Annotated in this window: 27 protein-coding genes; 24 read left to right on the top strand and 3 right to left on the bottom strand. The window is 62.2% G+C overall.

Features of this window, described 5'->3' with window-relative positions:
- Window positions 1-160: 160 nt before the first annotated feature.
- From P9A16_RS10930 to P9A16_RS10820, 23 genes are all read left to right on the top strand, one after another.
- A complete protein-coding gene (locus P9A16_RS10930; RefSeq protein ID WP_023511966.1) occupies window positions 161-1,117 on the top strand; it encodes a LysR family transcriptional regulator in 957 nt (318 codons plus the stop codon).
- Between the two features lie 82 nt (window positions 1,118-1,199).
- Entirely contained in the window at window positions 1,200-2,324 is a 1,125-nt protein-coding gene (locus P9A16_RS10925) for an NAD(P)/FAD-dependent oxidoreductase (RefSeq protein WP_023511965.1), read from the top strand.
- 143 nt (window positions 2,325-2,467) lie between these two features.
- A complete protein-coding gene (locus P9A16_RS10920; protein ID WP_278025686.1) occupies window positions 2,468-3,610 on the top strand; it encodes a tyrosine-type recombinase/integrase in 1,143 nt (380 codons plus the stop codon).
- Between the two features lie 258 nt (window positions 3,611-3,868).
- Window positions 3,869-4,078, top strand: coding sequence for a helix-turn-helix transcriptional regulator (locus P9A16_RS10915; protein ID WP_336620601.1), 210 nt, complete (start codon window positions 3,869-3,871; stop codon window positions 4,076-4,078).
- Window positions 4,075-4,704 (top strand): DNA N-6-adenine-methyltransferase, encoded by a 630-nt coding sequence (locus P9A16_RS10910; protein ID WP_278025685.1) that lies wholly within the window; start codon window positions 4,075-4,077, stop codon window positions 4,702-4,704. The genes P9A16_RS10915 and P9A16_RS10910 overlap by 4 nt, the downstream gene beginning before the upstream one ends.
- A gap of 14 nt (window positions 4,705-4,718) precedes the next feature.
- The gene (locus tag P9A16_RS10905) at window positions 4,719-4,949 is read left to right on the top strand and encodes a hypothetical protein (protein WP_278025684.1); all 231 of its coding nucleotides are present in this window, start codon (window positions 4,719-4,721) and stop codon (window positions 4,947-4,949) included.
- The gene (locus P9A16_RS10900) at window positions 4,930-5,322 is read left to right on the top strand and encodes a hypothetical protein (RefSeq protein ID WP_278025683.1); all 393 of its coding nucleotides are present in this window, start codon (window positions 4,930-4,932) and stop codon (window positions 5,320-5,322) included. The genes P9A16_RS10905 and P9A16_RS10900 overlap by 20 nt, the downstream gene beginning before the upstream one ends.
- Window positions 5,322-6,626 carry an AAA family ATPase gene (locus P9A16_RS10895; protein WP_278025682.1) on the top strand — a complete coding sequence of 435 codons (1,305 nt, stop codon included), beginning with the start codon at window positions 5,322-5,324 and terminating at the stop codon, window positions 6,624-6,626. Before P9A16_RS10900 ends, P9A16_RS10895 begins: the two co-directional genes overlap by 1 nt.
- Before the next feature lie 269 nt (window positions 6,627-6,895).
- Window positions 6,896-7,348: a hypothetical protein gene (locus P9A16_RS10890; RefSeq protein ID WP_278025681.1), complete on the top strand. Its 453-nt coding sequence runs from the start codon at window positions 6,896-6,898 to the stop codon at window positions 7,346-7,348.
- 866 nt (window positions 7,349-8,214) lie between these two features.
- The gene (locus tag P9A16_RS10885) at window positions 8,215-8,646 is read left to right on the top strand and encodes a hypothetical protein (protein WP_278025680.1); all 432 of its coding nucleotides are present in this window, start codon (window positions 8,215-8,217) and stop codon (window positions 8,644-8,646) included.
- On the top strand, window positions 8,639-10,015 hold the full coding sequence (locus P9A16_RS10880) for a phage portal protein (RefSeq protein WP_278025679.1): 1,377 nt from the start codon (window positions 8,639-8,641) through the stop codon (window positions 10,013-10,015). Before P9A16_RS10885 ends, P9A16_RS10880 begins: the two co-directional genes overlap by 8 nt.
- Before the next feature lie 15 nt (window positions 10,016-10,030).
- Window positions 10,031-11,779 carry a prohead protease/major capsid protein fusion protein gene (locus P9A16_RS10875; RefSeq protein WP_278025678.1) on the top strand — a complete coding sequence of 583 codons (1,749 nt, stop codon included), beginning with the start codon at window positions 10,031-10,033 and terminating at the stop codon, window positions 11,777-11,779.
- The gene (locus tag P9A16_RS10870; protein ID WP_278025677.1) at window positions 11,779-12,006 is read left to right on the top strand and encodes a phage head-tail joining protein; all 228 of its coding nucleotides are present in this window, start codon (window positions 11,779-11,781) and stop codon (window positions 12,004-12,006) included. The genes P9A16_RS10875 and P9A16_RS10870 overlap by 1 nt, the downstream gene beginning before the upstream one ends.
- A complete protein-coding gene (locus P9A16_RS10865; protein WP_278025676.1) occupies window positions 12,003-12,320 on the top strand; it encodes a DUF2190 family protein in 318 nt (105 codons plus the stop codon). The genes P9A16_RS10870 and P9A16_RS10865 overlap by 4 nt, the downstream gene beginning before the upstream one ends.
- Complete coding sequence (locus tag P9A16_RS10860; RefSeq protein WP_278025675.1) at window positions 12,321-12,683, top strand: hypothetical protein; 363 nt, start codon at window positions 12,321-12,323, stop codon at window positions 12,681-12,683.
- Window positions 12,680-12,928: a hypothetical protein gene (locus P9A16_RS10855; RefSeq protein ID WP_278025674.1), complete on the top strand. Its 249-nt coding sequence runs from the start codon at window positions 12,680-12,682 to the stop codon at window positions 12,926-12,928. Before P9A16_RS10860 ends, P9A16_RS10855 begins: the two co-directional genes overlap by 4 nt.
- A complete protein-coding gene (locus tag P9A16_RS10850) occupies window positions 12,925-13,194 on the top strand; it encodes a phage tail assembly protein (RefSeq protein ID WP_278025673.1) in 270 nt (89 codons plus the stop codon). Before P9A16_RS10855 ends, P9A16_RS10850 begins: the two co-directional genes overlap by 4 nt.
- Window positions 13,195-13,317: 123 nt before the next feature.
- Window positions 13,318-15,540, top strand: coding sequence for a phage tail tape measure protein (locus P9A16_RS10845; protein ID WP_278025672.1), 2,223 nt, complete (start codon window positions 13,318-13,320; stop codon window positions 15,538-15,540).
- Between the two features lie 8 nt (window positions 15,541-15,548).
- Window positions 15,549-16,112: a hypothetical protein gene (locus P9A16_RS10840; RefSeq protein WP_278025671.1), complete on the top strand. Its 564-nt coding sequence runs from the start codon at window positions 15,549-15,551 to the stop codon at window positions 16,110-16,112.
- Between the two features lie 112 nt (window positions 16,113-16,224).
- The gene (locus tag P9A16_RS10835; protein WP_278025670.1) at window positions 16,225-16,734 is read left to right on the top strand and encodes a terminase small subunit; all 510 of its coding nucleotides are present in this window, start codon (window positions 16,225-16,227) and stop codon (window positions 16,732-16,734) included.
- Window positions 16,652-18,430, top strand: coding sequence for a phage terminase large subunit family protein (locus P9A16_RS10830; RefSeq protein ID WP_336620600.1), 1,779 nt, complete (start codon window positions 16,652-16,654; stop codon window positions 18,428-18,430). The genes P9A16_RS10835 and P9A16_RS10830 overlap by 83 nt, the downstream gene beginning before the upstream one ends.
- Window positions 18,427-18,801: a hypothetical protein gene (locus P9A16_RS10825; RefSeq protein ID WP_278025669.1), complete on the top strand. Its 375-nt coding sequence runs from the start codon at window positions 18,427-18,429 to the stop codon at window positions 18,799-18,801. The genes P9A16_RS10830 and P9A16_RS10825 overlap by 4 nt, the downstream gene beginning before the upstream one ends.
- Window positions 18,798-19,133 carry a hypothetical protein gene (locus P9A16_RS10820; RefSeq protein WP_278025668.1) on the top strand — a complete coding sequence of 112 codons (336 nt, stop codon included), beginning with the start codon at window positions 18,798-18,800 and terminating at the stop codon, window positions 19,131-19,133. The genes P9A16_RS10825 and P9A16_RS10820 overlap by 4 nt, the downstream gene beginning before the upstream one ends.
- A 28-nt stretch (window positions 19,134-19,161) precedes the next feature.
- Here the strand turns inward: P9A16_RS10820 and P9A16_RS10815 are convergent, their stop codons facing one another.
- The 3 genes from P9A16_RS10815 to P9A16_RS10805 all read right to left on the bottom strand — a co-directional run bounded on the left by P9A16_RS10815 (window position 19,162) and on the right by P9A16_RS10805 (window position 20,398).
- Window positions 19,162-19,368: a hypothetical protein gene (locus tag P9A16_RS10815; RefSeq protein ID WP_278025667.1), complete on the bottom strand. Its 207-nt coding sequence runs from the start codon at window positions 19,366-19,368 to the stop codon at window positions 19,162-19,164.
- Window positions 19,369-19,844: 476 nt separating this feature from the next.
- The gene (locus P9A16_RS10810) at window positions 19,845-19,997 is read right to left on the bottom strand and encodes a hypothetical protein (protein WP_278025666.1); all 153 of its coding nucleotides are present in this window, start codon (window positions 19,995-19,997) and stop codon (window positions 19,845-19,847) included.
- Window positions 19,994-20,398 carry a hypothetical protein gene (locus P9A16_RS10805; RefSeq protein WP_278025665.1) on the bottom strand — a complete coding sequence of 135 codons (405 nt, stop codon included), beginning with the start codon at window positions 20,396-20,398 and terminating at the stop codon, window positions 19,994-19,996. Before P9A16_RS10805 ends, P9A16_RS10810 begins: the two co-directional genes overlap by 4 nt.
- Window positions 20,399-20,507: 109 nt before the next feature.
- Here P9A16_RS10805 and P9A16_RS10800 point away from each other — a divergent pair, with 109 nt between their 5' ends.
- A complete protein-coding gene (locus P9A16_RS10800) occupies window positions 20,508-20,663 on the top strand; it encodes a hypothetical protein (RefSeq protein WP_278025664.1) in 156 nt (51 codons plus the stop codon).
- The last annotated feature ends 18 nt before the right edge of the window (window positions 20,664-20,681 follow it).

The raw sequence follows: 20,681 nt of genomic DNA, 5'->3' as shown, positions 1-20,681 counted from the left end.
TAAACCGTTCCCACATCACGTTTTTCCCCTTCATTCGCGATGAGCAATGCGCCAGCCTGCTTTTTGGTTCCGCGAAAAACCGGGCGCGCCGATCACATTTCGACGGTTCCAAGACCTGCCTCCCCTTGCCTTTGTCGACGGCGTGGCCGTAGCTACACGCATGCCGATCAACCGCCTTGAACGCTTCGCCCACAATCTTGACTGGAACCTCCTGCGCACCTTCGTGGTCGTGGTCGAGGAGGGCTCGATCACGCGGGCGGCGAACCGTCTGCTGCTGCAGCAGCCGGCTGTCAGCATGGCGCTGAAGCGACTGGAGCAATCGGTCGGCCACCGGCTGATCGACCGAAGCCCCGGCCGTTTCGAGCTGACCGAGGCCGGCGAGCGGCTGCATGCGCTCTGCCACGATATCTTTTCCGCCATCGTGCGCCTGCCGGAGGCCATGCAGCCCTCCGGCGAGGACATTTCCGGCCACATCACCATCCATGCGGTCAGCCATGCGATGAACCCAGCCTGGGACAGGGCGATCGCCGATTTCTTCCGGCTGCACCCGCGCGTCACCGTGGGTGTGACGGTGGAAACGACGACCGACGTCATCCGCTCGGTGGAGCGCGGCGTCGCAACGCTCGGGCTCTCGGACGGCATCATACCGGAGGGCCTCGAGAAGGCCCCCTTCTGCTATGAGCGCTACGCGCTCTATTGTGGCCGCGGACACCGGCTGTTCGGCATGCTGGATGCCCGGCTGGAGGACCTGCGCGGCGAACCCTATGTCAGCTTCCTTGCCGACGTTTTGGGCGGGCCGCATATGGGGCCGGTGACGGCGGTGCGGGCCATCGGCTCCTTCGGCCAGCAGGTGCGGGCGCTCGCCTTCAATGTCGAGGAGGTGCTTCGGCTCGTCGTCGCCAATGCTGGCATCGGCATGCTGCCGGTGCATCTCACCGGTGCAGCGCTGACGGCCGGCGAACTCTGGCAGCTACCGCCCTATGACGACCTGCCGGTGGCCGAGACCTTTCGTATCACCAATCCCGGTTCCGCGCTCAACCCCGCCGAGCGGGCCTTCCTCGCCCATATGGCGGATGTGCCGCCCTGGCGCTGGGGCGAGCCACATCAATACGGATGATAGCTACTTTCATCGCTATAAATTTGAAGAATGCCGACGGCTTGCTTAGGCAGGAGGAAAGGGTTCACAGCGGAGGCAGGCCATGCGGACATTCGACATCGCGATCATCGGCGGCGGCATTGCCGGCCTTTCGCTCGCCTATTTCCTGAGCCCGTTCCGCTCCGTCGTCGTTCTGGAGCAGGAAGGCGCGCTCGGCTATCACAGCACCGGCCGCTCGGCGGCGGAGTTCACCCTGCGGGACAATGCACCGCTGGTGAATGCGCTCGCCCGCGCCAGCCATGATTTCCTGATGCAACCGCCCGAGGGGTTTGCCGACGTACCGCTGCTCATAAAGCGGGGCAGCATCATCCTTGGCACGGCGGAGAAGACGGCACTGGTGCGCGCACGCTTCGAGGCCGCCAAAGCGCTCGGCGTGGCGGTGGAGTGGCTGGACGAAGCCGCGATGCTCGCCCGTGCGCCAATGCTCGACCCGGCCTATGCAGCGGCCGCCTATTTCGACCCCGACTACTGGGATATCGAGGTGGACGCCCTGCTGCAGGCCTATGCCCGCCACGCCCGGCGCAACGGCGCACAGATCCTCGAAGGGCAGACGTTCTCCGGCGCCCGGCGGGTCGCGGGCGCATGGCGGATCGAAACCGGTGGAGACACCATATCGGCCAGCACGCTGGTGAACGCGGCCGGCGGTTGGGCCGATGCGGTGGCCACGCTTTCGGGCGTCGCCCCCGCCGGCATCGTGCCGCACCGCCGAACGGCCATCACCGTCGACCTGCCCGGGGGCATCGACGCGAGCCGCCTGCCTGAAATCAACGAGATCGAGGAACTGTTCTATTTCAAGCCGGAAGGAGGCCGCCTGCTCGCCTCGCCGGCCGACGCCACGCCCTGCGAGCCGGCGGACGTGCAGCCGGAAGAGCTCGATATCGCCTATGCCGCCCATTATGTCGAGGAAGTGACGACGCTCAGCGTGCGCCGCGTCTTCAAGAGCTGGGCCGGCATGCGCAGCTTCTCCGCCGACCGCCTGCCCGTCATCGGTCCGGCGAAAGACGAGCCGTCCTTCTTCTGGCTCGCCGGACAGGGCGGCTACGGCATCCTGACCTCGCCCGCCCTCGGCAGCCTTTCCGCCGCCCTCCTCACCGGAAGCTCCATGCCCGAACCCCTCGCGCGCGAAGGTATAACGGCGGAGACGTTCAGCCCCTCCCGCTTCTCCTGAAACGAAACGGGCGCCCCAGGGGCGCCCAAGCGACCAGCGAAAACAAAGGGATAGAAAAATAATCCCTTTGTTTTCAGTCTATTGCGTTGACCATTTCGCACACCTTGCACATACTGTTAACGTCATTGGTTATGGTAGATGGTATGGCAAGGAACAAGCTGACAGACACGAAAGTGCGCGCCGCGAAGGTGCCCGGCCTGCTCGGCGATGGCGACGGGCTATATCTCCGCGTCCATCCCGGCGGTACGAAATCTTGGTTTTTCATCTATCGCCGAACGGGGGTTCGTCGCGAGTTGGGTTTGGGCGGACTGGAGGGGATAGCGCCGGTTAGTCTAGCGCAGGCCCGAAAGAAAGCTGACGAACTTCGAGCCATGCTTGCAGACGGGAAAGACCCATATGCGGAACGCGCCACCCGAAAGAGAGCCAGCGCACTTACGTTCGGCAGCGTCGTCGACACATTCCTTCGCGAGCCAAGAACGTGGACTCGTCATACGTCCCTTGAATGGAAAAAACACCTGGAAGGGCACGCCGCCAGGCTCAGCAAGGTTGCGATCGACGCGGTAAGCACCGAGTTGGTCGAACAGACTCTGCGCCCGCTCTGGGCGGAGAAACCGGCAACGGGTCAGCGTGTGCGGGGGAAGATCGAAGCCGTCCTAGATTACGCGACAGCCAAACGCCTGAGAACTGGCGATAACCCAGCGCGATGGTCGGGGCACCTTGAGCACATTCTGGCGCCGGCGCAGCGCACCACTGGCGCGAACCACGCGGCCATGCCCTACCGGGACCTGCCAAAGTTCTGGAAGACCCTGGGCGACGATGTAGCGAGCCGCTGCTTGGCCTTCACGATCATTACAGCTGCCCGCGTCGGCGAGGCTCGCGGTGCGACCTGGGAAGAGATTGACCGCGAATCGATGACGTGGACGATCCCGGCGGCGAGGATGAAGACCCGCCGCGAGCATGTCGTTCCACTGACGGAGGAGGCGCTGGCCTGCCTGCCTGATGGCACAACCGGATTTATTTTCAAGGGGGCGAAGAAAGGCAGGCCGATCGGCGAGACCATCGTGCGCGACATCGCCACCGGGGGCGGATCGAGCGTGCACGGCATGCGCAGCGCGTTCGCGGACTGGGCCGGTGAAGAGACGGACCATCCCCGTGAGATTCGCGAATGGTCGCTCTCGCATCAGGTGGGGAGCGCTGTCGAGCGGGCGTACCGTCGTGGAGATGCCCTTGAAAAGCGTCGCAAGCTGATGGCGGACTGGGCCGCATTCCTGAAATCAGGGTCTTGACAAAATTGTAAAACGGTACTATAAGGGCAGTATGGGCGCTCTGTGGTGGTGCGCCTGTGTCGCGGGGTGGTGCCCGCTGGATGCCGAAAGGCGTCCCTTTAGCCGCGGCTCTGCCGCCCGTGCGCCCCGGAGAGGCGCGGCGTCGATGACGTCGGTTAACCCTAACCCGACCAGCCGGTCGGCCACCGAACCTTCTCGATTTTAACCTGATTGAACCGACGCCCGGATTCCGTTCCGCGCGCGGGAGAGGAGACCACCATGCTGCCTGCGAATGACAATCACGTACTAATTTCAATGCGCGACACCTGCGCCCTCACCTCACTATCTCGCACATCGATCCACCGCCTTCGATCTGAAGGCCGGTTCCCCTGCCCTGTGGAGCTTGGGGAGAAGCGCATCGCCTTCAGCCGAGCGGAGGTGTTGGCGTGGATCTCGGCGCGGCTGGCCGCTCGGAGGGCCTCCGCATGACCCGTCTCATAGACCTCGACGCCGCCCCGGACTTTATCCTCACTGACGAAGGCCGGCTCTTAGCTGCCAACCAGAACGAACCCGGCTCCCGCGTCTACCAGCCGAAATTCTCCGGCGACAACGAGTGGTATACCCCAGCCAAGTACGTCGATATGGCACGAGAAGTCATGGGCACCATCGACACTGACCCGGCAAGCAATCCCACGGCGCAGCGGACGGTGCGCGCATCCACCTATTACACAGCCGAGACAAACGGCCTCGACAAGGAATGGCACGGTAAGGTCTGGATGAACCCGCCGTATAGCCGTGACCTCATGCCGAAATTTGCGGCCAAGGTCGTTGCAGAGTACCGCTCGGGTCGCTGCACCGAAGCCATCGTCCTGACGAATAACGCCACCGACACGGCGTGGTTCGCGTCGTTCTTTGAGGCTGCCAGCGCGTTCTGCTTCACGCGAGGCCGAATTCGCTTCGAGTCCCCGACGAAACGGAACGGCGGGACGCTGCAGATGGGGCAGGTCTTCACTTACCTCGGCACGCGTCCGGAACGGTTCGCCAGTGTGTTCGCCGAGATAGGCCACTGCATGCACGCTGCCAATGACCATAGCGCCCTAGCTCGCGCCGCCTAACCAACAGGACCATCATGAAAATCATATCCATCCGCCCGGCCCCGCCAGGCGGCAACTGTGTTGCGCGCTTCGATCTGGAGACAGACGACGGCATGCGCATTCGTGACCTCAAACTCGTCGAAGGCCACGCCGGCTGGCGGGTCTACGGGCCGAAACACCACGGCCAATCCATCGTCACCTTCCCGCCGGTCGTTGTCGACCGCATCGCATTGGAGGCCCTGCGCCATGTCCGAACCGCAACTTAACCTCGCCGCCCGCCTGCTTTCTAAGGAACACGTCACCGACACGCTGGAGGCCCGCATCGCCACCTATCTGCGCCGCCGCTCCGGTGTAACGTTATTCGAAATGGCGCGCGACATTCCCGGCTTCGCCGGCAATGCGACATGGGGCAAGGCGGATCAGAACATCATTCTTTGGGTCGACATGTCGGAAGCGGCCGTTGCCGCTATGGGCCGCCTTCTCGATTCCGAAGACATCGTGCCGACACCTACTAATTGGCTTGTCTACTCGTTCGACGGCGGCGTGCTCGACATGCCAATCGCTGAGAGCATCACGCGCCGGTACGCGAAACCACACTGGCTTCCGCTGGTCTTCGCAGGCAACCGAGAGGCGGCGTAATGGCTTCATTGAAATCACCGAGGCCGCGCCGTGTTGAGCTTTCCGACCTCGTTATGGAATTCCAGGGCGCGCTCATTGACCTAGAGCGCGGCGGTGGCGAGAAGGTCGACTATGCCGCTGGCATCGCCACAGCGGCCACCCGCCTCGAGGCCGGCATCCAGGACCATGTCGAGCGCCGTGTCGCTTATCGGCTCCGCTTCACCGAGCCGGCCAACGATAACAAGCAGTATCCCGGCATTATCTCCAGCGCTGCATTCGTCAAGGACTTCGTTCCGCCGGATTACGCGCTGGACGGGGTGTTTCAGTCGCGATTCTTCTACAGCCTGACCGGCACGACCGGCACGGGAAAGACGGCTGTCCTCCTGCTGCTGGCCGCCGCTACCGCGTTGGGCATGCCAGTCGGCGGCAGAGACGTGAAGCCCGGCCGCGTCTGCTATCTGGCGGGCGAAAATCCCGACGACGTTCAAATGCGTTGGATCGCTGCTGGCCATCATCTTGGCTTTGACCCTCACAGCATCGATGTCCACTTCCTCAAGGGCGCCACCGACGTCTCAGAGACGATCGAACTCATTCGCAAGGACGTGGAAGCGCTAGGCGGTGCCAGCCTTGTCATTGTCGATACCAGCGCCGCATTCTTCTTCGGCGATGACGAGAACTCCAACACAGACGCCGGCCGTCATGCTCGGAACCTGCGACAATTGACGACGCTGCCCGGCGAGCCTGCCGTGCTGGTAGCAACCCATCCGACCAAGAACGCCAGCAGTGATAGCCTACTGCCCCGTGGGGGCGGCGCATTCATAGCGGAGGTGGACGGCAACCTCACGCTGACCAAGTCCGACGGGCTGGTGAAGCTTCATTGGCAAGGCAAGCACCGCGGACCGGATTTCGAGCCGGTGGTCTTCAAGCTGGAATCGGTAACGGCGCCCACCCTTGTCGACAGCCGCGGCAGACTGGTGCCGACCGTGTTGGCGAGGGACATGTCGGAGAAGGAGGTCGGCGCGGTGAAGCGGCAGGCATTTAGTGACATGGACGCGGTGCTGCTCGAGTTTGATCGAGATCCCACGCAGTCCACAAGGGACATCGCGGAGCGCCTCGGCTGGCGGAACAAGGACGGTGAGCCTGATCGCAGACGAGCGCAAACGGCCGCCGACAAGGCCAAAGCCCAGAAGCTTCTGAAGTTCGAAGCGCGGAAATGGAAGCTTACTGATGCCGGCCAAGAGGCAGTCGTGGATGCGAAAGCACGCCGTCATGCTGAGCAGCAATCAGCCGAATTCGCCGAGCGGATGAGGCGGAAAATGGGCTAATCGAACTGCACGGTTCGATCGGTGCAGCGCCTTGTATCACAAGCCGTGTTTTGAACGCTGCACCGATGTTTGCACCGGCTGCACCGAAGCGTGAAAAAAACGAGGAAAATGCAATGAAATCAATCTGCACGGTCGGTGCAGTTTTCATTCAAAAACATCACTGCGCGAGGGGGGATTTATCCCCTCTCGCAGCTGCACGCACCGTTCATATCTCTATAGCGGTGCAACGGTGCAGACGGGACGTTGAAACAACAGAGGAGGACAGCAGCATGAACACCCAAGCCCGCAAGAACCTTCGGCAAGCCATCCCCTCCGCCGCGTTCGGAACGCCCGGCTGGGAGGCCATGCAAGCCGCGGCCCGGTGGACGGCCGGCGAGATGCCACAGGTAGATTCCATCCTCGACCAACTGGGCCTGCTCACAATCGCCCAGCGTTGCCTCGTAGCGGGCGACACGCTTGAGGCGGTAGGCGAGGATGGCCCGTACGGAACAACCGCTCAGCGGCGCGCCTGGGCGGCTGGTAGGCTTGAGGCGGCGTGTCGGGCGATGGTGGAGGCGGAGCGGCTGGAGGAGACGCTGACCAGAGCGGCGGCGAAGATCGTGTATCTAGAGAAGAAACTCGAGCTGGCCCGTGCTGAGACCAGGGCGGCGGCGCGGTACGGTCAGATACAGGTGCCGTTCCGAGAGAAGGCGCCGGTCAGGGTTGATTGGTCGGCGGAGTGAAATTCGGCAAAAAATTGCCGAATTGGCAAGGTGGAAAAATTTCCACCTTGCTGATAAGATGCCAATTGGCACACCCTCGAAATCATTGAGCTTTCCGTGCTGGCGTTGATGAAACGCCACCTTTCTGTCGGTCACGGGGTTTCAAGTCCCCGAGGGCTGAGAGGGTATCGCAAGATGAGGCAGGGGGAGCGGTCGGACATTACCGAAATTTCGGTAATGTCTTGATAGAAAAGCGCAAAATAGCCTGACCGTCGCTAACGCGCACTGAACATGGCAACAGGTGAGACCGAAAATCGCAGCTTAAACGCCGCTTTTTACGATCTCGGAGAGAGTACAGTGAAGGGGTCGTGTCGAATTCGGCGACATGACCTTACCTAAATTTCGGCATGCTACGAAATCATTGAACAATTCGCCGCCGCGTTAATATTTTTCGGCAAAACCTTCACTTTCTGGCTTTTCGTTCCCTGTATGTATGAGAGGGGCGAACAAGTGGCAAATTTGCACACCCTCCAATTCATTGAGCTTTTCGCCCTGACGTTAATATTTTCTGCGGAAAACGCTACAAAACGCGATCTCGCGGGGTATTCCTATGAGAGGGTATGAACGTTCTCACAATGAACGACTTCCCCGAGGCGTAAGGCATGCGCTGATTGCCGCCCGACGCGGTATTAGTGAGACACCCCCAAACCCAGTTTCCCCAATCGGTGCGTTCCTTTCCTGGCGCACTGGTCACCGCGTCGAGCGCAGCAATGCGCTCCGCGGCAAGTTTCCCGACACCGTGTCGGAGATCATCCAGTCTCGGCCCCTCGGGCCGGGGCTTTTTCTAAACACACCATCTTTCAACCAATAAATGACAGGAGGCTGCAATGCCTAATCCGTCGCCGCCTTCGGTCGGCTGCTTTGTCGTGCCCGTGTGGTGGACGAAGCCTTCTTTCAATCTCTCTGAGGTTGCGCAATTCCTCGACACGCCGATCAGCACGGTTTCGTTTTGGCTGACCCTGGCGCGCGCTGCCGGTCTCGAAGTCGGCGACCATAGCGCGAACCGCACCGCCTATTCCTGCCACGATGTATTCGCCCTTGCGCTGCTCGCCAAGCTGCGAAACCGGCGTGTGCGGATCAATGCTGAAGTCGTCGTTGCGGCATTCAGCTTCGCTGGACTGCCTACACCGCGGCCCGTCCCCTGCAACGGCGAATGGGTCGTCTTCGATGATGACGCAAGCCTGACCGTTCCCGCTTGGTTGTGCTGGACTGCTGTAAGGGCATGGGCCACGAAGGTCCATGGGAGCGCCCATGTTTAACCGCCTTCGCAACCTCTTCACCGGCAAGCGCTCATATGACGGCGCACAGGGCGGCCGCCGCTGGCGCGGTACGCCCGACATGCCGAACCAACTCGCCGCCACCCTGGAGGCTCGTGGGCCGCTTGCAAAGCGTGCCCGCTATCTTGCCGGCAACAATGCGCTCGCTGCTTCCGCTGCCACGGCATGGGTGTCTGCCCTGATCGGCAACGGCATCAAGCCGCAATCGCAGCATGCCGACACAGCGATCCGCGCCACGCTTAACACGTCTTTCGAGGCCTGGACAGACGTGGCCGATATGGAAGGCATGACCGACTTCTACGGCCTGCAGGGCATCATGGCCCGCCGGATGGTGATCGATGGCGAAGCGTTCGCCCTCATGATCAACACCGACGATGGCCTGCGGATTCGCCTGATCGATGCCGAGCAGGTCGATGCCAGCATGTCGCGCCCGACCGAGTCTGGCCGTATCGTGCAGGGCGTCGAGTTTGACGCGACGGGCCGGCGGGTCGCCTACTGGATCATTCCAGACCAGGCTGGCCAGCCCTATGCATCGGTTGCGCCGGCTCGCCGTGTTGATGCTGCCGATGTCGTGCATCTCTTCCGCCCGGAGACACCCGGCCAGGTTCGCGGAATCTCCTGGTTCGCCCCTGCCATGCTTCGGATGGCAGACCTCGATCAGTGGCGCGATGCACAGTTGATGCGACAGAAGACGGCCGCCCTCATGGCCGGGTTCATCACCAGCATGGATGGGGGCGCAACGCCTCTGGAGGGTGAGCAGACCGGAACTACAATGATAGGCGGCCTTACACCTGGCGGCCTGCACTACCTCGCTCCCGGCCAGGACTACAAGCAGTCCACGCCGGCCCTGGTCGGTGCAGAAGTCATTGCCTTCGCCAAGATGGTGGAAAGAGAAATCGCCGTCGCCCTCGGCTTGCCGGCTACCGCCCTCACCGGCGACCTGTCTGATACCAACTTCAGTTCGGCCCGTGTCGGTCTGATCGAATTCCGACGCCTGGTCGAGACCATCCAGCACGGCGTGATCGCCTTCCAGGCATTGCGCCCGATCTGGGTTCGGTGGGCCACGACCGAAGTTCTGTCTGGCCGCATCCAGACGACCGTCGCAGCGGCCATGCCTGCGAAGTTCATCCCGCCGAAAACGATGTGGGTTTCGCCGAAAGACGACGTCCAGGCCGAAGTGATGGCGATCGACGCCGGCCTTATGTCCAGACGTGAAGCCGTTACGGCACGCGGCGTCGATATCGAAGTCCTCGACGCGGAACGCGCGGCAGACGCAGACCGGGCCAAGAGCCTCGGCCTGGCTCCGCCTCCCGCTAACGAGAACACCCCTCCCGCCGCCATCGCGGCTTAACCACCGGAGCCATCCATGACCGACCACAACGGCCCGTTCACGCGGGCCGCGCCCCTTCGCGCGTCCTCTTGGAACGCCGAAACACTGACCTTCGACCTTGTCCTCAGCGCTGGCGCCGCCGTCGAGCGTGGTGGCTTCATCGAAGTCCTCGACATTGCCGGCGCCACATGGCCGGACACCGTGCCGCTGCTGGACTCGCACCGCCAGGGCTCGCTCGACGACAACCTCGGAGACGTCACCAACATCCGCCGGGAAGGTGGTGAAATCGTCGGTACGGTTCGCCTCTCCAAGCACTCAGAAAAGGCGAAGCGGATCGCGGCCGAGCTCTCCGACGGCCGGTCCTTCTCTGCATCGATTGGCTATACCACCGAGCGCTGGGCGGAAAGCAACCCCGCTGGCAAGCGCACCCTCACTGCAAAAGCGTGGACCATCAAAGAGGCCAGTCTGGTCTCCGTTCCCGCCGACCCCTCCTCCAAAATCCGGAGCAATCCTTTGACCACGACCACTACCCAGACTCGCGCCGAAATCAACCAGGCCATCCGTGCAGCCGCCAAGGCCGCCGGCCTCGACCAGGCGTTCATTGACCAGCACGTCGATGCGGAATCCGATATCGCCACCGTGAACGCCGCTGCCCTCGAAGCGCTTGCGGCTCGCAGCCAGGCGGCCGGCACCATCCGCACCACGGCCAAGGTTGGCGAAGACCACAGCGACCCGGAAGCCATCCGCTCCGCCATGAGCGACGCGCTTGCACATCGCCTTGCGCCTGCCGCCGTGAAGCTGGAAGGCCGCGCCACCGAATTCCGCGGTCATGCCGTCCTCGATCTCGTAGGCGACCTTGCCGTCGCCCGTGGCGAGCGCGTCAACCTGCGAGACCGCGAAGCATTGCTTCAGCGTGCGGTCGGCGCCCATTCGACGAGTGACTTCCCGCTCTTGATGGCCGCCGCCGCGAACAAGGCGCTGCTCGCACAGTACCAGGTTGCAGCGCCGACCTATCGCTCCTGGTCGGCACGCAAGCCCTTCAGCGATTTTAAGGCCCATTCGTTCCTCCGCGTTGGCGACGTTCCCGCCTTCACCGAGATCAACGAAGCCGGCGAAGTGAAATACGGCACGATCTCGGAAAATGCCGAAAAGGTCACTGCGAAGGAATACGGAACGGGCATCGCCATCGGCCGTAAGGCACTTATCAACGACGACCTCTCCGCCCTCTCTGACTTCTCCAGCGGCATCGCCATCCGCGCCGCCAACGATGAGAATCGAATGGCATACGCCCTTCTGGCTGCCAACGGTGCGCTGTCGGATACCAAGGCGCTCTTCCACGCTGATCATGGCAACCTCGCCGCTTCGGGCTCTGCCATCGACGCCACGTCCATCGGTCTCGCTGTCGCCGCCCTGCGTGCGCAGAAGTCCCTGGACGGCATGGTCCTGAACCTGCAGCCGGCCTTCCTGGTTGTCGGTCCGGCTTACGAGACGGCCGCCCGCCTGATCCTCGCATCGATCAACGCCACCAAGGCGAGCGACGTGAACATCTGGTCGGGCTTTGCCACGCTGGTAGTGGACGCCAACATCACGGGCAACGCTTGGTATCTCTTCGCCTCGCCGTCCGCCGCACCGGTCGTCGTCTATGGCTATGTCGGTGGCGTCGAAGGTCCGCAGGTCCGCTCGGAACGGGACTTTGACACCCAGGCCGTGAAGGTCGCTGCGAGCCTCGACTTCGCCGTTGGTGCCATCGACTACCGCGGTGCCTACAAGAACGCCGGCGCATAATGAACGCCGAAGATCTTCAGGCGATGCGGGTGGCCCTTGTGGTCGCCCGGTCCTCGGGTCAGCTCGAAATCGAGTTCACCTCAGGGGGTACGCGCAGGCGGCTTATCTACCGCTCCGTTTCCGAAATTCAATCAGCCATCGACGCACTCGATCGCGACCTTGCCGCCCTCAGCGGCACTAGGGTCAAGCGCTTTGTGCCCTACTACGACAGAGGATTCTCAGAATGAAAACCTACATCCAGACCGGCGACATCATTGAGGTGATCGCTCCCGCCGACGTCAAGTCCGGCGATATCGTCGAGGTCGGAAAGCTCGCCGGCATTGCCTGCACCGACGCGCTATCCGGCGCTCCCGTGAACATCAAGACGACCGGCGTCTTCACTGTGAAGAAGGTCAGCGGCCAGGCATGGACGGTCGGCGCACCTGTATTCGTGGCCAGCGGTGAGGCCACGACGACCGCCAGCACGAACACCCCGATCGGTCACGCCATGGCTATTGCCGCGAACCCCTCGGCGACTGGCGTCGTGCGGCTTTCGATCTAAATGGACTGGAAAGCTCTTGAGACGGCCTGCGATCGGGCCGTCTCCGCAGCGTTCGCCGAGACCGTCCGCCACGCGCCCATGAAGAACGGCACGGCCGATCCCGCCCGTCCGGCCGCCGACATCATGGCCATCCTTCATAGCCCTTCGGTCGACGGCTCGATCTCACTCGGAAACGGGATGATCACCACCGTGTCGGCCAGCGCCCATGCGCTGGTCATCAATCGCTCTGCATATCCATCAATCGTGCTGCGGTCGAAGGATAAGGTGCGCGCCACCACCCGTCCCGGCAGCCCTTGGTACGAAGTCTCAAAGATCTCGGACCGGCACAGCGGCATCATTTTAGTGGAGCTTACGGAAGCATGACCAACCGCCCCACCTGGCGCCTTCAGGCCATTGAGGACGCCGACGGCGCGCAGCTAGACGCCGCGATCGACTTCCCCGACTCCGCGGTCGAGATCTCAGTCGCGGCACCGGACATCATCGCCGCCCTCAACCGCTTCGGCGATCTGATTAATGGCTGGCGCAAGTACCTGCCCGAACCCGACCCCGAGGCCGTCGTCTACGACACGGCCACCATTACACGCCTTCTCAAAGGAGAATCCGCATGAAGTCCTACACGCTCAAAACGCCCGTCTCACACAACGACAAGACCTTCACCACGCTGACCTTCCGTAAGCCCAAGGTCGGCGACCTGATGTCGATGGACAAATTCGAAGGCGAGACCGGCAAGATGATTGCGCTGCTCGCTTCGATTTCCGACACGCCGATCCAGGTCATCAAGGAAATCGATCTCGACGACTTCGGCGCCATGGTCTCCGATCTTGGCGACACCCTGGGAAACTTCCACGCATCGACGGCGACTGGGTCGATGTAGTCGCCATCATATCGGCGGAGCTTTCGACGTCTGTGATGGACGTCGAAGCCATGCCGCCTGAGCGGGCCATCGAGTATTTTCAGGCTGCGGTCCGCTGGCTGAATCGTAAAAACGGAGGCCAGGATGGCGGTTCGTGAATCCAAACTAATCGTCGCCCTAGTCGACAAGCTTACGGGACCGTCGAGGGCAGTGTCGTCTGCCCTCGGCCGGCTCAATGCCATGGCAGCAACCAATGCGGCCCGGCTCGATGCGGCGCGCGGCTCCATGCTTGACGCGGTAGGCATGGGCTATGCGCTGGCGGAGTCCCTTGGCGCGCCGATCAAGGCCGCCATTGAATTCGAAAGCTCGATTTCCGACCTGACCAAGGTCATGGACTTCAGCAGCCCTGCCGCGCTGAAGGACATGACTAAGGACATACGAGAAATGTCCCTCCGCATCCCGATTGCGGCCTCCGGCATTGCGGATATTGCCGCTGCCGCTGCCGGCGCCGGGATCAAGGAAAACGAACTTACCAAGTTCACCGAACTAGCCGCCAAGGTTAGTACGGCCTGGGATACCACGGCCGGCGAAACCGGCAAGGACCTTGCCAAGCTCAAGAGCGGTCTCGGCCTGACGCTGGACGAAACCGGGTTGCTTGCTGACGCAATCAATCACCTCTCCAATAACTCCTCTGCTGCCGCTCCCGAAATTCTCAAGGTTGTGAAGTCCACCGCCACAACCGCAAAGCAGTTCGGCTTCACGGCAGAGCAAACCGCCGCCTTCGGTACGGCCATGGTGTCGTCCGGCTTCGAAGCGGACGTGGCCGCGACCAGCTTCCTTAATGCCGGCAGGGCACTGACAAAGGGGGCTAGCGCTACCCCGCGCGTCAACGCCGCCTTCAAGAAACTTGGCCTGACGGCCAAGGGCACGGCGAAGAGCATGCAGAAGGACGCTATGGGCACGTTCGTTGACGTGCTCCAGCGGATCAATAAGCTGCCGGCCGAAATGCGCGCCTCAACCGTGTCGGATTTGTTCGGCGACGAGGCGAGAGCGCTCGGTCCGCTGATCACCAACGGGCAGATGCTCGCCGACGTGCTCGGTCTGATCAGCGACCAAAACAAGTACGCCGGTTCCGCCTCCAAGGAATTCGACGCCGCCGCCAAGCGTACCGCCAATGCGCTGAAGCTGTTTCGTAATCGCGTCAACGACCTGGCCATTTCGGTCGGCGATGCGCTCCTGCCGGCACTCAACAAGGTGTTGGAGGTGGTCGGCCCAACGATCACCAACATAAGCCGCCTAGCGCAAGAGTACCCCGGCCTGACCGCTGCAATCACCGGCACAGTGTCGGCGCTGATCGCCCTCCGCATCGCTGCAACCGCGCTGCGCTTTGCGGGCCTGTTTGCATTCGGCTCCGTGTTGTCGGCGGGTATCGGTGCCCTTGGTGGCGCCTCCGCCATTCTGACTGGCGTGTCCGGTGGCCTCACCGCTCTTGGCGCTGCCATAGCCGCTGTGTCCGCTCCAGCCCTCCTGGCTATTGGCGTTGGCTTGGCTGCCATCGGGGCGGCAGGTGCGTACCTGTGGGCGAAGTGGGATCGCATCTCCTCTATTGTCACAGGCGTTGCCCGTGCCATCGGCGATGAACTGAAGCCGGTGGTCGAGCTAATCCAGCCGGTGCTGGATCACTTCGCGCCGTCCTTCGAGGCCATCGGTGACGCGGCTAACTGGGCATGGACGCAAATCAAGGAAGTCTCCTCCTGGCTGGGCGGATTGTTCGGCAAGGAAGACCTCACGCGCCAACACGAAATGGCTATCGAGGATGGCGCCTATGCCATCACCCGCAAGATCATCGCGGCCTTCAAGGCGGCGAACGCTGCGATCTTCGCCGCTGGCGCGGAAATGGTGCAGGCGCTCTGGGACGGCATGCTGTCCAAGGTGGACGCGCTCATCGAATGGGTAAAGACCATTCCCCAGCGCATCAAAGCGGCGATTGGCGATATCGACTTTCTGGGCGGCATCAAAGCGAAGCTGGGGCTGGGCGGCGGCTCATCCGAGCCAGCAGTCGACGGCGCTAGGGCCAAGGGCGGCCCAGTTGGAGCCGGCAAGACCTATCTCGTAGGCGAAAACGGGCCAGAGATTTTTTCGCCCGGTCGTTCGGGCGTCATCTCCACAAACGACGCTTTCCAGGCTGCGCAAGCCGGCGCAGCGGCGCGTAGCGCTCCCGTCAAGGCCGGCGACACCTACATCAACGTCAACGTGCCCGCCATCAACGTCTCCGGCGTCTCCGACCCCCGCACCGCCGCACAGGTCACCGTGGCCGAGCTCGGCGGGGCGATTAAGTCGGCGGTCGAGGCGGCCGATACGGACTAGGAGCAAGCATGACCATCAGCATCAAATGGGCGGACGCCACTCTCGAGAAGTACCAGAAGGAAATCGTGCAGCTTTCTGCACGGTTTCCGAAGGTCATACCGCAAGAGATAAATAAGGTCGGCGACCGCGTTCGCACGCAAGTCGTGCGGACGCTAACGAAACAGACGGGCTTGCCGAAGAAGACTATCCAGAAGGCCGTTGTTACTTACGGCGCATCTCCCGGTAAATACCTTTATACACTGAAGAGTGAGGGCGGCGACATCCGCCTTCGCTTCTTTAAGCCGCGCGAGACACGCAAGGGCGTGGTAGCGAAGCCGTGGGGCCGGCCCACAACGTATCCCGGCACGTTCATGCGGGGCGGCAAATTCCCTCGTCGCGTCGAGTCCGCCTACCTGTCGCCTGACGTATGGCGCCGTCTCAATAAGAGCGGCACGAAGATCACACAACAGCGCAGTGGCGTGCGTATCCCCGTTGAGATGATCACGGGTGCGACGGGGGACGCCTTCGACAAGATGGCAGGTCCGCTCCTCGAGCAGCGGGTGATGAAGGTCATTCAGAAGTTGCTCAAATAGCCTTCGGCGGACGGGTCCTCCCCGGCCCAGAGGCCATGCGGGGCGGCGTATCCCGGAAAATCAGTCTGCACAAATTTTCCTATATCATTTCCTTCCCAAGAATGAGGTTCTCATGGAACTGAAAACTGCCGCAATTGCAGGCCTTCTAGGGCTATCCTCTAGAAGATTAAACCAATTGGCCGAGGAAGGAATCGCAGTTCGAATTGCGCCGGGAACCTTCGACGCGCCGGCCACGATCCAGAACTATGTGCGGCACGTCTCGGGCAAGGCCGGCAGCCAGACTGCCAACCTAGACCTCAATGCCGAGAACGCTCGCCTGGCTAAAGAACGTGCGGACGCGCAGGCTCTCAAGAACTCGCAAACCCGTGGCGAACTGGTCGAAGCCGAGGCCGTTGCGCAGACCTGGGAAGGCATCGTCTCCGAGGTCCGAAGCGCAATGCTCGCGGTGCCCGGCCGCCTTCGCCGCCGTGCTGGCGCCTCGCTCGACGCCGCTGCGATCGAGCTCATAGATCACGAAATCCGAGAGGCTTTGACCGCCCTTGCTGACCCTGACAAAACTCAGGCGGCGCGCCCTCGCCAAGGCGAAGCCGCCACCGAAGATGAGGCTCTCGACATGGATTGAGAGCGAGATCCGCCTTCCTGAATCCGTTGCGGCCGTTTCCGGCCGCATCAGGCTCTACAAGCCGCAGCGCGAGATAGCCGACGCCATCGGTGACCCGCTCATCGAGCGCGTCACCCTGGTGAAGCCGGTCCGCGTAGGCTTCACGACCTTGCTCACCGGCGCTATCGCCGGCTTTGTGGCGAACGATCCGTCGCCCATCCTGGCCGTTCTGCCGACTGAGGCGGACTGTCGAGACTACGTCGTTTCGGACATTGAGCCGATCTTCGACGCCTCGCCGTCTATCCGGTCCCTGCTGTCCGGCGACACGCGCGAAGGCGACCGCGACACGATGCTTTCCAGGCGCTTCCCTGGCGGCTCGCTGAAGGTCGTCGCGGCGAAAAGCCCGAAAAACTTGAGACGGCACAATGTCCGCGCGCTGTTGATCGACGAAGCCGACGCCATGGCGCCCACCAAGGAAGGCAACCCGATCCTCCTGGCGGAGAAGCGCACGCTGTCCTTCGCTGATCGAAAGATTGTCATTGGCTCGACGCCGGTTGATGCGGACACATCGAACGTGCTGGCGCGGTACGAGGAGTCCGACAAGCGGATATTCGAATGCCCTTGCCCGCACTGCGGAACCTTCCACGAGCTGCGGTGGGCGCACATCAAATGGCCGGAAGGCGAACCCGAGAAGGCGGCCTGGCACTGCCCGACCTGCGAAGGCGTCGCCACCGAAAGGCACAAGCTGCAGATGGTCGAGGACGGCCAGTGGCGCATAACGGCGCCGCAGGTCAAAGGGCATGCCGGTTTCCGGCTCAACGCCCTTGTGTCGCTGCTGGAGAACGCCGCCTGGAGCAAACTGGCAGTCGAGTGGATTGCCGCGCAGAAAGATCCCGAAGACCTCAAGACGTTCATCAACACCATCCTAGCCGAAGGGACGACCGGCGGCGGGACGGAAGTGGACGAAAACGAGCTCATGGAGCGGCGTCAGCCGTTCAGCCTTGAGGATATCCCGGATGATGTCCTGGCCATCACTGCCGGCGTCGACGTGCAGCACGACCGCCTCGAAACGACGCTCATGGGATGGGACCGCAACGGGCTGCCGCATGTCCTGGGGCATGTCATTATCGACGGTCGCTGGGACGACGATGAGACCTGGGCCGACCTCGACGCCCTGTTGAAGGAGCGTTGGCGCCACCCGGCCGGCGGCACGATCGGCGTTGACGCTGCATGTGTCGACGCTGGCGACGGCGTCACCATGGACAAGGTTATCGCCTTCTGCACTCCGCGTACCCGGCGGCGCGTGATGGCCATTAAGGGCCGTGGCGGCAACATTCCTTGGATTGCTGCCAGCCGGTCAGACAAGCGCCGTGGCTCGCTCTGGATCATCGGCGTCGACGGCGTGAAGGCCGCGCTATTCGGCCGGATGGCGAAGGGCGAGATCCGCTTTAGTGACCGGCTCGAGGCCGATTACTTCGAACAGCTGACCGGCGAGCGCATGCTTGTCCGGTATCGCCGTGGCGCGAAGGTCTACGAATTCGTGCCGGTGCCAGGCAAGCGGCACGAAACGCTCGACTGCGCCGTCTATGCCATCGCGGCTCAGAAGACGCTCACCATCAACATGGACCGACGCGAGTCGGAACTGAAGCAAGAACCGCAGGCACCGAAAAGGCCGCGGGTTATCGAATCTGAATGGATGAAAGGACTAAACGCATGAGCATTCTAATTACCCGTTGGCAGCCCCTAGAGCACGCAGGCGACGTGATCGCGTCGTTCAACTTCCGAATTGACGACGTCATCACGGTGAGGGCGGCTCTGTTTTCCAAGAGGGGCGACCGATATCACGTCACCATGCCGTTCACCCGGCATAAGCAGCCTAATGGCGAAGGCGTCACCGCGGTCGGCCTTGGGGGGCAACTTTTCCACGATGTGCTGGCCGCTGTTGAGGCGCATTATCTGGGGATGGCAGCGACCAAGCCGACGGCCAAGGTCGGGAAGCCCAAGGCGGTCATCTCCAACTGGCTGGACCGGCATGAACCAGACGACGCAGGCTTGAAGCGTACGATCCGCATGGGAGAAGCAGCATGAACGTCGCGATCAAATCCATGGGCCTGACCCGCGGTGCCCTCCGCCAGGACGGTATGCGCATGCTGGCGGCATTCACCGCGACCATCGGCCCGATCGAACTGCATCACTGCACCATCATGCAGAAGCCGGACGGCCACCTTTCAGTCGGCACGCCGTTCGTCAAAGTGGCGCGGAGGAACATTTATGCCATCCGCGTGACCGACCGCGAGATATGGGACGAGCTCGTGCGGGTGGCACTCGCCGAGTACCGCAAGCTGTTGGATACGGAGCCGGACGTGCCGCGCGGGCTGTGTGCCGGCGAGGTTGAGGCGCTTGAGCGGGCGGGGATATGAGCAACGGCCAAGTTGGCCGTTGCGTGTGTCAGTATTGTCTATTGTACCTGCCGCGAATCGCAAAGCGCCTGTAGGGTTTAAGTTCGCTCACGGGGAAAAAGACTTCGAATAGCTTTCCGCGCTCAATCCCCCGACAAAGCGCCTTCTGGCCGGTTTCGTCAAACGACCGGATTTCCAATTTTGGGCTGCCCCGCATCATCACGATGTCGCCGACCTTGAACTTCACCGTTCCCATCTTCCCCTCCCCTTAAGTCGCGCCATCATCTCACCGCACGGCGGGGTTGTCGAGATAGGTGTCCCCAATTTCGGGGAGGCCCATAACGCAAAAATGCGTTCTGGGGGCAATACAAAATTGCATCGAATGATTTCAGGGGGTTGCGCCGGCAAGGCGTTGATTTCATTCGGTCGAAAATTCGCGGCGACCGACTGACGAAATTGTACAAAAAATTGTACCTTTTGATGATGGTGTCTCACCTCGCGCGTGCGCGCGAAAACCGCCCGCCCCGTGAAGGGCGAGCGGTTGAGCCGGCGGGCGTTCCAAGGATTACGCATGGCGATCGGCCGGCTTGATACCGTATGGGGGTGCCCCGTCTTGTGCGGGCGACGGTGGTGATGGGCACCCCCCGGTGTTGGAATAAAAGGCCGGCGGCGGCTATACAGCGCCAGCCGGCAAGGGCCAGCCGGACAATGCGGCTAACGGCTGGCGGGAAACTAAAAGGTCGTCATCACGCCCACCGCAACGATGCGGGCGGCAGCTATGGGCAGCGTCACGTGGACGCCGTCGTCGCGCTTGTAGGTGATGTGGTCTGCGGTGCGATCGACGAGTTCGCATCGCGTGCCGTCGCGAAAGATGAGGTGGGTCATTGCGCGGCCTCGCATTTGTCGGCCGCATAATATTGCTGCTCCATGCGGCCTGCGGCAGAGTCCACTTCCCAGACCGCATCGAACACCGCAGACACATCGCGTGTGATCTGCCGCAGATGATACTCCGTACAGGTCTCGCCGCGCCCTTCAGCTGCTTTACTGAGCGCGCGAATCTCGACCAGGACGTGTTCCAGCGTGATCATCGCAAGCCGCGACTGCCGGAACGCGATGTTGAGGTCATCCTCCATGTCGAAAAACGCTTCGGCGAGCCGGATGGTTCTGGGGTTCGGGGCTTGGATAATCGTGGCCGGGTTGTTGGCGTGCGGTGCCGCGGCAGGTCTTAACGGCACCAACCTGCGCGGCTGATGGCGTCTGTCGGTTGCATGCGTGCTGGTCGTCATGGGGGTCTCCTCGTTGTTGTCAGCGAATGTTAGGTGTTGTATAACATTGATTGCTGGCAGTCAACTAGCAATGACTAACAATGGCTAACTTTTTTTCGAGGGGAATGAAATGGTGCGCAGTGCGAGCCTGGGGATACGGATCGAGCAGCACGTGAAAGACGCGCTAGAGGCGGCAGCGAAGGCAGACCGCCGCACCGTGGCCGCTTACGTCGAGATGCTCATCATCGCGGATTTGGAAGCAAAGGGGCTGCTGCCGAAGGCTTAGTACACCCCTCCCCGCATG

The organism is Shinella sp. 838, assembly GCF_029623935.1.
GTDB lineage: Bacteria > Pseudomonadota > Alphaproteobacteria > Rhizobiales > Rhizobiaceae > Shinella.
Note: the sequence above shows the minus strand (reverse complement) of the source record. Positions and strands in the feature narration are given on the sequence as shown.